Annotated in this window: 10 protein-coding genes; 4 read left to right on the top strand and 6 right to left on the bottom strand. The window is 72.1% G+C overall.

Going from position 1 to position 10960, the window contains the following annotated elements:
* Window positions 1–107: 107 nt before the first annotated feature.
* The 4 genes from AC060L_RS00385 to AC060L_RS00370 form a co-directional block, all read right to left on the bottom strand.
* Entirely contained in the window at window positions 108–1061 is a 954-nt protein-coding gene (locus tag AC060L_RS00385; RefSeq protein ID WP_483796079.1) for a hypothetical protein, read from the bottom strand.
* A gap of 37 nt (window positions 1062–1098) precedes the next feature.
* The gene (locus AC060L_RS00380) at window positions 1099–1617 is read right to left on the bottom strand and encodes a hypothetical protein (protein ID WP_483796077.1); all 519 of its coding nucleotides are present in this window, start codon (window positions 1615–1617) and stop codon (window positions 1099–1101) included.
* A gap of 140 nt (window positions 1618–1757) precedes the next feature.
* A complete protein-coding gene (locus tag AC060L_RS00375) occupies window positions 1758–2753 on the bottom strand; it encodes an AraC family transcriptional regulator (RefSeq protein ID WP_483796075.1) in 996 nt (331 codons plus the stop codon).
* A gap of 287 nt (window positions 2754–3040) precedes the next feature.
* Window positions 3041–3472, bottom strand: coding sequence for a MarR family winged helix-turn-helix transcriptional regulator (locus AC060L_RS00370; protein ID WP_483796073.1), 432 nt, complete (start codon window positions 3470–3472; stop codon window positions 3041–3043).
* Between the two features lie 60 nt (window positions 3473–3532).
* Here AC060L_RS00370 and AC060L_RS00365 point away from each other — a divergent pair, with 60 nt between their 5' ends.
* Window positions 3533–4333, top strand: a complete 801-nt coding sequence (locus tag AC060L_RS00365; RefSeq protein WP_483796071.1) for an alpha/beta fold hydrolase — start codon at window positions 3533–3535, stop codon at window positions 4331–4333.
* A 10-nt stretch (window positions 4334–4343) separates the two neighbouring features.
* Here the strand turns inward: AC060L_RS00365 and AC060L_RS00360 are convergent, their stop codons facing one another.
* The gene (locus tag AC060L_RS00360; RefSeq protein ID WP_483796069.1) at window positions 4344–5093 is read right to left on the bottom strand and encodes a dienelactone hydrolase family protein; all 750 of its coding nucleotides are present in this window, start codon (window positions 5091–5093) and stop codon (window positions 4344–4346) included.
* Between the two features lie 140 nt (window positions 5094–5233).
* Between AC060L_RS00360 and AC060L_RS00355 the strand changes: the two genes are divergently transcribed.
* Window positions 5234–5704, top strand: a complete 471-nt coding sequence (locus AC060L_RS00355) for a hypothetical protein (protein WP_483796067.1) — start codon at window positions 5234–5236, stop codon at window positions 5702–5704.
* Window positions 5705–5878: 174 nt separating this feature from the next.
* On the top strand, window positions 5879–7924 hold the full coding sequence (locus AC060L_RS00350) for a S53 family peptidase (RefSeq protein ID WP_483796065.1): 2046 nt from the start codon (window positions 5879–5881) through the stop codon (window positions 7922–7924).
* A gap of 28 nt (window positions 7925–7952) precedes the next feature.
* Here the strand turns inward: AC060L_RS00350 and AC060L_RS00345 are convergent, their stop codons facing one another.
* Window positions 7953–8942 (bottom strand): Lrp/AsnC family transcriptional regulator, encoded by a 990-nt coding sequence (locus AC060L_RS00345; RefSeq protein ID WP_483796064.1) that lies wholly within the window; start codon window positions 8940–8942, stop codon window positions 7953–7955.
* Between the two features lie 143 nt (window positions 8943–9085).
* Between AC060L_RS00345 and AC060L_RS00340 the strand changes: the two genes are divergently transcribed.
* Window positions 9086–10726 carry an FAD-dependent monooxygenase gene (locus AC060L_RS00340; RefSeq protein ID WP_483796062.1) on the top strand — a complete coding sequence of 547 codons (1641 nt, stop codon included), beginning with the start codon at window positions 9086–9088 and terminating at the stop codon, window positions 10724–10726.
* The last annotated feature ends 234 nt before the right edge of the window (window positions 10727–10960 follow it).

Genomic DNA, 10960 nt, shown 5'->3' with positions numbered 1-10960 from the left:
CGTCTGAGCTCTGCTAGTTGCATGGTGAAGCAACACACCTTCCAGAAGCTGCGGTTCGGGCGGAATGATGATGCGGAGGGCCCGGCCGCAGCTCCTGCGCGCCGGGCTCAGGGACCGGCGAGTGCCTCGGTCGCCTTCTTGATGACGGCGTCGAGGGTGCGGCGGTCCGCCTCCAGAGCGGCTCGGTGCTGCTCGATGTACTGCTGCTGGAGCTGGACTTCGGCCTGGTGCCAGACCTCGGCCACCCGGTTCGCCTGCCGGCAGGTGACGTCAGCGGTGGCCGTGTCGATCTGGAGCCGCGAGACTCCGCCCTTCGGGTCGGGCCCGAAGCGCGGATCGTCGTTCGCATCCATGGGGGTCCGGTACGTGAAGCCCTTCTGCTTCATGCAGGTGGACCAACTCGCGAACACCGCAACGACGTTCGGGTCCTTCATGGACTCCGGGTACGACTGGTCGTTGAGGTCCTGGACGAGCTGCGAGATCCCGTGGGTGGCACTGCCGAGCACCTGCCGGGCCTGGCCGTAGCAGCCGCCGGGCGGAATCTGCTTGCCCGCCACCACCCCGGCCCGGGCGGCGGGACTGGCCTTGGCCAGCAGCTCCGGGGGGACGTCGGTGCCACCGAGCAGCACCTCCGTGTCGGCCGGGGTCGGCGGCAGCTTCGCCTGGGCCTGGAGCGCCGCGTTGTACCGGTCGTCCTGCGCGGCGTCGAGCTGGTAACCGCGCTGCTCGGCGAGCGCGAGGTCGTGGATGCCGTACCGCCGGTCCAGCATGTTCTTCGGGCCGTGCGGCGGCAGGTCCGGCTGGGTCTGCCACGCGACGCCGTAGTCGCGCATGCAGGCCGCGACCAGCTTGAGTTCGGCCTTGCCGATTGCCTTGTCCTGCTCGTCGGTGGGTTCGAAGGCCAGCAGCGGAAGGGTCCACGTCGACGGGTCGACGGTGGCCGCAGCGGCGCCGGCCGGGGCCGCGGTGGCCGGGATGGCGGTCGCCGCGGACGCCGGTGAGTCCACGCGTGTGGCCGAGCACCCCGCGAGTGCGAGCGCGAGCGCGAGAACGGCGAACACCGCCCCGCCGGCCCTTCCTCTGCTGGTCTCCACCGGCTTACCCGTAGTTCCGGAAGTCGATCGACCGGTTGTTGTTCTTGGTGATGTTCAGGTCACGACCCTGCTGCGGGAAGACCGAGTCGTAACCACCCGAGTAGTTGTGGCTGTAGTACACCGTGGCGGCGTAGTGGTCGTACCAGTTGTACGCGGAGGCCGAGTTGTTCGCGACCCATGCGCCGGAACCGTCACCGGTGCCGTCGCAGTAGGTCAGCGGCACGTAGGACATCCCGTCGGCGTAGTCGATGGACGTCATGTCGGCGATGTTGTGCCCGATGTTGACCCAGGCGCCCTGGAATCCGGTGTGGTAGTAGAAGCGGAAGCGGAACTGGTCGGTGCTTCCGGCACACCGGTCCAACGACTCCAGGGTGTCGGTACCGTCCGCCTGGTAGACGGTCGGGTCTCCCTCGGCCATCGCCGGGACCGCGAGGGCCAACGGGCCCGCGAAGGACAGGGCGACGGTGGCCACCGCACCGACAGCGGCGGCGCGCAGGCGGCGGCGCTTCGGAATGATCTTCATGGTCTTCCTTCAGGGAACTGGGCGAGACGGCCCGGAAAGGTGACGCGACGGGCCACAGCAGAGCCTTCCGGAGCCGTCGTCGCACGGCTATCCACTTCGGTGGGGCGCCGTCCGTGGTTTCTGGATAGCCAAGTCGAGCGTCAGGAGGTGCTGCGCAGAGTCGCGGAGGGCGACTTGCCGTAGGCCTCCCGGTAGTGCACGCTGAACCGGCCGAGGTGGGTGAACCCCCAGCGGAGGGCGATGTCCGTCACCGTCCCGCTCGCCCGACCGTCCGCCACGGTCACCAGGTCGCGGTGGGCGAGGTCGAGCCGCATCCGGCGGAGGAACGCGAGTGGGGTCGTGCCCAGATGCACCCGGAAACCCTCCCGGAGGCTGGGCAGGCTGATCCGGGCCGCCCGGGCGATGTCGGCCACCGACACCGCCTCGTGCGCATGCTCCTCGCAGAACGCCACGGCCCGACGTAGGGCGGTAGGGGCCGCCGCCAGGCCGGGGTCCGACGACTTCGCGTGGGCCTGCGAGCTGGGTTGGGCGTCCAACAGCGCGTCGACCAGGAGCTTCTCGAAGTGCCCCAAAGCCAGCGGCGAGTGCCGGGCCAGCGGCGAGGCGGCGAAGTCGTAGAAGCCCTGGGCCAGTTCGAGCCAGGCCCGCACCGCCGGATCTCGCCCGTCCAGGACCGGGCCGAACCGCAGCGGCGCGGCGGGCACCTCCCCCAGTCGGGCCTCCAACGCCACTTCGACCGAGCGGGCCGGAACGATGAGAATGCGGTTGCGGGCTGCGTCGTTCCAGGTCATCGAGACCCGCTGCCCGGGGCCGGCCACCCAGGGGGAGGGCGCCAGCGCCTTGCCGTCCAAGGTGACGACACCCGCACCGGAAACGGGGAGCTGGATGTTGTAGAAGTCGGGCAGCTCCCCTGGGGACACGCGGACTTCGGCGCCGTATCCGAGTTCGTACAGCGACACTCCGCCTTCGTGCAGGCAGTGGAAGCGCCCGTTCAGGCGCTGACCCGCCAGGACCGTCAGGCGATGCGGTGCGAACCGTTCGGCGACGGCGCCGTGCAGACTCTCGACACAGTCCCCGTCGTACAGCACCACAGCGCCACTCCCAGGAGCAGCGGGAAGGTAAGCGGTGTCGGTCATCGCTGGTATCCCCGGAGGTCGAGTGCGGAGACGAACCGCCCGATCTGTTCGCACGAACGTGCGCTCACTTTAACGGCTCGTAGCGGGGCAGGTGAAGCGCATTGGCGAAGTTGCCGCATGCCGTGACGTCGGGGTACGGGTCGGCGGGATCAGGAGGTGTGGACACGGCTCCTGATCCTGCCGGACGCGCTGATTGACGCGAACGACGCCGCACCCCCGTGGACACGGGTGCGGCGTCGTGACGTACGAAAACGGTGACCTCGTTGACCCCGGCGGCCGTCAGGCCCCTACCAGACGGGCCGGTCTGCGTTGAGGCGACGGAGGAGGTCGAGCAGGGTCGCGCGGTCGGCGGCGGGCAGCGGGGCGAAGCAGTCGGCGAGCACCTCGTCGGCGACGCCGTGGCCGGCCGCCAGGAGTCGTTCGCCGGCCGGTGTGAGGTGGTGTTCGATGCGCCGGCCGTGCCCCGGGCGGCGGTCCACCAGGCCCTGGGCGGTCAGGCGGCCGACGAGTGCTCCGAAGGCCTGCTCAGTCTGGAACGTCGCGGTGGCCAGCTCGCGAGCCGACGTGCCGGGTGTTCGGCCGATCGCGCGCAGCGCGTCCCACTGGGCCAGCGTGGTGCCGACGGCCGCGAGTGCGGTGTCGAGCGACCGGTGCTGACGGTACTGGGCCTGTTTGACCGCCCTGCCGAGTTCTTGCAGCTCTTGCAGCTCACCATGCATGGATCAAGTCTACGCGCTACTAAGCTAGCTTATATAAAGATCTTTAGTTACGATCGAGGCATGCCCACAGACGACAGCACATCCGTGTCCACCCAGCTGCCCCTCATCGCCTCCGAGGCAGGAACCGGCAGGCCGGTCCTGCTGCTGCACGGCGGCGGGGGCCCGGCCACGGTCGCCGGCCTCGCCCAGCACCTCTCGCGCACCGCGCACGCCATCACGCCGGTGCACCCCGGCTGGGACGGCACGGACCGCCCCAGCTGGCTCACCGGCATCGACGACCTGGCCATGACCTACCTGCACCTGCTACAGGACCGTCAACTGCGTGACGTCCTGGTCATCGGCTCCTCGCTCGGCGGCTGGATCGCCGCCGAGATGGCCGTCCGCGACAACGCCGGAGCGATCAGCGGCCTGGTGCTGATCAACGCCGTCGGCGTGCAGGTCGAGACGGAACCGATCACCGACTTCTTCGCACTCGACGCCCGCGCCGCCGCGGAGCACTCCTGGCACGACGCGGACCGGTACTACGTCGACCCCGCCGACCTGCCGGCCGCCGAACTCGCGCGCCGGCAGGGCAACATCGCCACCATGCGCAGCCTCGAAGGCGCCACCCGCATGTACGACCCCAAGCTGCTGCGGCGGCTCGGACGCGTCCAGGCGCCGGCCCTGGTGGTCTGGGGCGAGAGCGACCGCATCGTCACCCCCGCCTATGGCGCGGCCTACGCCGAGGCCCTCGGCAACGGCCGGCTGGAGGTCGTCCGCGAGGCCGGCCACCTGCCGCAGCTCGAACAGGCCGAGGCCACCATCGCCCTGATCGACGCCCACCTCCAGCGGACGGGCGCCCGGTCCGGCGAGGCCGGGTGAGGCCGGAGCCTCAGCCGCCGGCCAGGGTGCGGCCGAGGAGCGGGAGCAGGCGGTCCCAATGGAGTTGCAGCGCGGCGGGGTTGAAGGCGCTGGTGTCGGACATGGTGAAGCCGTGGACGGTATCGGGGTAGATCTCACAGGTGTAGCCGACGCCTGCGGCGTCCAGCGCCTGGCTGAGCCGGCCGATGTTCTCGGGGGACATGTCGCCCACGGCGAGACCGAGGTGGACCTGGGCGGTGATCTTGGGGGCGAGACGGTGCGGGCTGTCCGGCGCGTCGGTGGCCAGGGCGCTGGGGTGGAATCCGGCCACGGCGGCCACCCGGTCGGGGTGAGCGGCCGCGGTGCGCAGCGCCAGGCCGGCACCCATGCAGTAGCCGATCGCGGCGACCGGTCCGGGGCTGACCTCGGGCTGGGTGGCGAGGAAGGCGAGGTAGGCCTCGGCGTCGCGGAGGGCGCGTTCGGTGGTGTGCGCCTTGATCAGGGGCATCAGCTGCGCGAAGACCTCGGGCCGGATCTCGTCTCCGATGAACTCGGGAAGTTCGATCACCGGCGCCGGGCCGTGGCGGTAGTAGAGGTTGGGGACGAGCACGTAGTACCCGTGCTCGGCCAGGTCCCGGGCCATCTGCTCCAGCACGGGCCGCAGGCCGAAGGCGTCCTGGTACAGCAGCACTCCCGGGTGCCGCTCGCCACCGTCGGGGAAGGCGGCGAAAGCGTCGGCCTGACCGTCAGCGGTGGGAATCTGCAGCATCTTGGTGGGCAAGATCTTCCTCTCCTGGAGTTTGCTCAACTATCGCTCATTGCACGAACGTTCTCGGCGCGAGTGAAGGTACCCCGTCACTCCGGCCGACGCAATCCGCAGGGTCTCGGCGCCGAAGCCGCCGGTCGGGAAGGCAGGATGACGTGACGACACCTTCGAGGGACCCGATGCGGGACCCGGGAGCGAACGGCACTCCGTGGCAGCGGCCGGTGCGGTCCGCCGGCGTCAACGGCCACCACGTCGACCTCGGCAGGGTCGGCAGGGTCGGCCCGGCCCCAGCGGGGATGCCGCCGTGGCCGGTGGGGTTCGTCGTGACGCTGGTGCTGTTCACGCTGTTCGCCGGAGCGCTCGATCTGGTCTTCTCGTTCGGGATGCTGTTCGCCACGGACTCCTGCGGCAGCGGGAGCGAGGGCTTCGCGACGGTCTGCCGTCCGGCGGTCTGGGCCATGCTGCTGGCGTTGCCGTGGGCCGGGCTCGCCGGTGCGCTGCTGGCCGCGCTGCTGGGCGGGGCCCGGCTGCGGCGGCGGCAGCTCTCGCCCTGGCGGGCCGTGCCGGTCGCGGCGGCGGTGTACCTGGCGGCCTGTGGGGTGACCTGGCTGACGCTCTTCGGTTGAGGGGGAGGTGGCGGGACAAAAGGTGAAGGGAGAGGTTGCTGCGACCAAACCCGCTGGTCGATACGTCAGTTACGGGCGAGTGGCCACGCGTCGCCGGGTGTACCCGGTGGTGTGCGGGCCGCGGGGCCGTCCGCCATCGGGCGAGCCCGCTGATCACTGACGGAGTGTGAGATCTTGCCCCAGCAGTCCTCTTCCCCCGCCCGGCCCTTCGCCCCGGCCCCGCGACGGCTCCGAGTCGGCCGGCTCGCCGCCACCACGGCGGCCGCCGCGCTGGTCGTGACGGGCGTGGTCGCCCCGGCCGCCGACGCCGCGACCCCGGCGCGCACCGACCTGCGCACCGATCTTCCCTCGGCCCTCCCCGGCTGGTTCACGACCCCGGGCCAGGGGCAGCCGGTCGACACCGGCGCGGCCCCGGGCAACTGGACCCTGTCGCTGCGGGTCTACCTGACCGGCAAGGACCCGGTGGGCATGGTCAAGGCGGCGCAGCAGGTCTCCGACCCCACCGACCGAGGCTACGCCCACTATCTGACGCCTGCTCAGTTCGACCAGCGCTACGGCACGACGCCGGCCCAGACGGCGAAGGTCGGCAACTGGCTCGGCGGCTTCGGCATCCACGTCACCGACACCACCGCCCACTATCTGGCGGTCACCGCCACCGTGGACCAGGTGCAGCAGGCCTTCGCCACCACGATGCACGCGTACGCCCGGGGGGCCGGTCAGCCTCCCCAACTCGTCTTCCCGGCGAGCGGGATATCGGTCCCGGCCGCGCTCGGCCACGACGTCAGCACGGTGCTCGGGCTCGACGACACCGACCCCGGCATCCCGGACGGCGCCGCCACGACGGCCACCCACCGGGCCGCCGCCAAGGCCGACGCCAGGACCATGACCGCAGCTGCCCCGGCCCCCGCGGCGCCGCCGTGCTCGCAGTGGTGGGGCCAGAACAGCTCGCCGATCCCACCCGTAGACGGCCGCAGCACCGCCATCGACCAGGTCTGCGGCTACACCCCGCAGCAGCTGCGCGACGCCTACGGGGTGACGGGCAGCCCGTACACCGGCAAGGGCCGCACGGTGGCCGTGGTGCTGGACGGCGCGCTGCCCACCATGGAGGCCGACGCCGACAAGTTCTTCGCCGCCCACGGCCTGCCCGGCTTCGCACCGGGGCAGTACAGCGAGAACTTCGGCCCGACCTTCACCGCCAGCTGCCGCGGCTACGCCGACGCGCCGGAGGAGCCGCTGGACGTGGAGTCGCTCCACATCGCGGCCCCGGACGCCAAGGTGGTCTACGTCGGGGCCGACTGCAACGGGGGCGCCGGCGGTTCGCTGGCGTTCCTCGACGCCCACGCCCGGATCGTCGACCAGCACCTCGCCGACGCGGTGACCGACTCGTTCGCCACCAACGAGAGCCAGGACTCGCCCGCCACGGTGGCGGCCTGGGACCGGATGTTCCAGCAGGGCACGCTGGAGGGCATCGGCTTCAACTACGCCTCCGGCGACTACGGTGACGGCGCGGACCCGGGCGGCCCCGGGATGGTGAACTTCCCGGCCACCGACCAGTGGGCGACCTCCGTCGGCGGCACCACCCTGGAGATCGACAAGAACGGCAAGGTGGCCGGCGAACTCGGCTGGGGCGCCGACGCGGCGCAGATCAACCCGCAGGGCACCGGTTACCTCACCCCGCCGCCCGGACCGTTCATGATGGGCTCGGGCGGTGGCCGCAGCAACCTGATCGACGAGCCCTGGTACCAGAAGAACGTGGTCCCCTCGGCACTGGCGACCGCCAACGGCACCGCGCCGGCCCACCGTGAGCAGCCCGACATCTCCGCCGACGGCGACCGCGCCACCGGCTGGCTGGTCGGGTTCACCACCCCCGGCGGCGCCTACCACGAGGAGCTCGGCGGCGGCACCAGCGGCTCCTCCCCGCTGATCACCGGGCTGGAGGCGGACGCGGCCCAGGCCTCGGGCCACGCTCTCGGCTTCGCCAACCCGCTGCTCTACAAGCTGCGCAACACCCCGGCAATCCACGACGTGGTGCCCGCCCCGGCCGGCCAGGACCTCTCGGTGGTGACCAACCTGCCGAGTTGGGAGAACCCGGGTTCCTTCGACCTCTACCTGTCCACGCTCGACCAGGACAGCACGCTGAAGGCCGCGCCCGGCTACGACGCCGTCACCGGTGTCGGCTCGGCCAGCCCCGACTTCGTGCGCTACTTCGCCCGCCGCTGACGGGCCCGCGAGCCCGAGGCCGGGCCTGTCAGGGGGCCGGGCGACGGCTCACGGCCTTCTTCACCGTGCGGATGACCGGCGCGGTCTCGACCTGGCTGACGGCAGGCAGCGCGGCGACCCGGTCGGTCAGGTAGCCGTACAGCGCGCGCCGGTCGGGGCCGACGACGCTCGCGCACAGGTTGGTCGGGCCGGTGGTCGCCGCGGCGAAGGCGACCTCCGGGTGCCCGGCCAGCGCCTCCCCGGTCGCGCGCAGGTGGGCCGGGGCCACGGAGAGCCAGAGCAGGCTGCGCGCGGTGAGGCCGAACATCCCCAGGTCGAAGTCGAGGTCGAAGTACAGCACCCCGCTCTCCAGCAGCTCGGTCATCCGCCGCCGCACGGTGCTGGGCGACCAGCCGGTGGCCGCGGCCAGCTCGTCGTAGCCGGTGCGGCCGTCGGCGGCCAGGATCGCGAGCAGCCGCTGGTCGTGCGCGTCCAGCGGCTGTCCCGGGTGCACCGGCCCCGGTCGGTGCCGCAGGGGCACCGGCCGCAGCCGGGCGATCTGGTCCGCCGAGAGCGGCCCGTGCTTCGTGATCAGGCTCGCCGGTCCGCCGAAGAAGTGGTGCAGCACGCAGTGCGCGGTGATCCCCTCGACCCGAGGGGTGCGGGGCAGTCTGCTCAGCAGCAGCGCCTCGCTCTCCCGCTCGCTGCCGGCGTGCACCATGCAGACGATCTCGGTGCCGCCCGAGGTGAGGCTGATCCAGGACGTGTCGGCGCGCCGGGCCAGTGCTTCGGCGACCGCCGACGAGGCGTTCGGTCCGCAGCGCACCCGCAGGAACCAGACCACCTCGTCGAGCACCTGCGGGTCGGTCACGGCGGACACCCGGACCGCTCCCCGGGAGCGCAGTCGCGCGTAGCGGCGGGCGACCGTCTTGTCCGAGACGCCGAGGACCTCCGCGATCGTGCTGAACGGTGCCCGCCCGTCGATCTGCAGGGCGTGGACGAGTTGCCGGTCCACGTCGTCGTAGCTGTCGGATTCCACCTCCGCAAGCGTAGCCGCTCCGAAATCCACCACCTTCCGGCGCAGTTGTGGCCGGGCGTGCCACGCGAACGCAGGCTGGTCGGTGTGGGCGCGAGAACCTTCGGGCCCACACCGAAGCCGGGAAGGGATGGCAGGAAATGGACATGCGCACCGATGGTGTGGACACCGATGTTCTGGTGGTGGGGGCCGGCCCGACGGGGCTGATGCTCGCTCACGAGCTGTGGGTCGGCGGGGTGTCGGCCGTGGTCGTCGACCGGCTGCCCGAGCGCAGCGAGCTGTCCCGGGCCGGCGGGGTGCACCCGCGCACGATGGAGGTGCTGGACCAGCGCGGCCTGCTGGAGCCGCTGCTGGCCACCGGCGACTACCCCGTGAGCCCCGGGCACTTCGCCGGCATGCCGTTCGACCCGGGGGACTTGGAGGGCCTGAACGGCCGGCTGCCCGGACGGTTCATCCCGCAGACCGCGATCGAGGGGTTCCTGGACGGCTTGCTGACCGAGCAGGGCGCGGGTGTCCACTGGGCGAACGAGCTGGTCGCGCTGACGGCCGACGAGCACGGCGTGACCGCGACACTGCGCCACGACGGCGCCACCCGCACCGTGCGCTCGGCGTTCCTGGTCGCCGCGGACGGCGCGCACAGCACCGTCCGCTCGCTGCTGGGCATCGGGTTCCCCGGCAGCCCGGGCACCAACACCGCGACCGTCGCCGACGTGGTGCTGCGCGACAGCCGTCCCCCGCAGCCCGGGCCTGAGCAGTCCGGGCCTGGGCAGTCCGGGCCTGAGCAATCCGAGCCTCAGCAGGGCCGAGGCGGCGTCGGGCCGATGCACACGTTCACCGCCGAGGGGAACTGGGCGGCGCAGTTCCCGCTCCGCGGCGAGCTGCGCCGGCTCGCGCTCGGCGGACCGGCCCACTCGCTGCCAAGGGAGGTCCCGGTGACCGAGGACGAGATCCGCGCGGGGCTGCGCACCGTGTACGGGCCGGGGGCGGTGGAGCTGGTGGAGCTGCGGTACGCGTACCGGATCACCAACGCCGCCCGCCAGCCGGGGGCGGTGGAGCTGGTGGAGCTGCGGTACGCGTACCGGATCACCAACGCCGCCCGCCAGGTCGAGGACTACCGGCACGGCCGGGTGTTCCTGGCCGGCGACGCCGCCCACATCCACCTGCCGGTCGGCGGCCAGGGCATGAACACCGGGATCCAGGACGCGGTCAACCTCGGCTGGAAGCTCGCCGCCGCCGTGCGCGGGCGGGCGGCGGACGACCTGCTGGACACCTACCAGAGCGAGCGGCACGCCGTCGCGGCCCGGGTGCTGCAGACCGTCCGGGCGCAGAGCCTGCTGATGGACTGGGCCGGCACCGGCGGGCCGGAGCTGCAGGCGGCGCGCGAGCTGTTCGGCACGCTCTTCCGGCTCCCCGGGACCAAGCGCCACCTCGCCGGGCTGATGACCGGACTCGACATCCGCTACCCGATGCCCGGCGTGCCGGACCATCCGCTGCTGGGCTACCGCGCGCCGGACCTCGACCTGGCCACGCCGGCCGGCCCGGTCCGGCTCCATGAGCTGCTGCGTGCCGGTCAGGGGCTGCTGATCGATCCGACCGGCGGTCCGGGCCTCGCCGAGGTGGCGCTCCGCTGGAAGACGAGCGTCGCGCACGTCCCGACCACCACGGCAACGGACGCGCTGCTGGTCCGGCCCGACGGGTACGTCTGCTGGGCGGCGGCCGGACCGTTCCCGTCGGGGCAGCCGGAACAGCTGGAGAGCGCCCTGCGCCGCTGGTTCGGGCGGCGGTGAGCCACGGGCTCCGGCGGCGAGTGGATCCAACGGGATTCGAGTTCCGAAGTGTGACAAGCCGTCACAGCGGCGCAGCGCGCCTGACGTGGGCTCAAACCCCGGGCAGCTGAGTTCACTTCTTGAAGCCTAGGCCTTCCGGTTGAACATTTCTGCTTCGAGCATTGACAGCAGCCGGGCCCGGCGGGAGGCTCTGGCAGCGCCGAATCCGCCGGGGCATGACAGGCCCGGGCGGGC

The sequence above is a fragment of the Kitasatospora sp. NEAU-69 genome (assembly GCF_057158765.1).
Note: the sequence above shows the minus strand (reverse complement) of the source record. Positions and strands in the feature narration are given on the sequence as shown.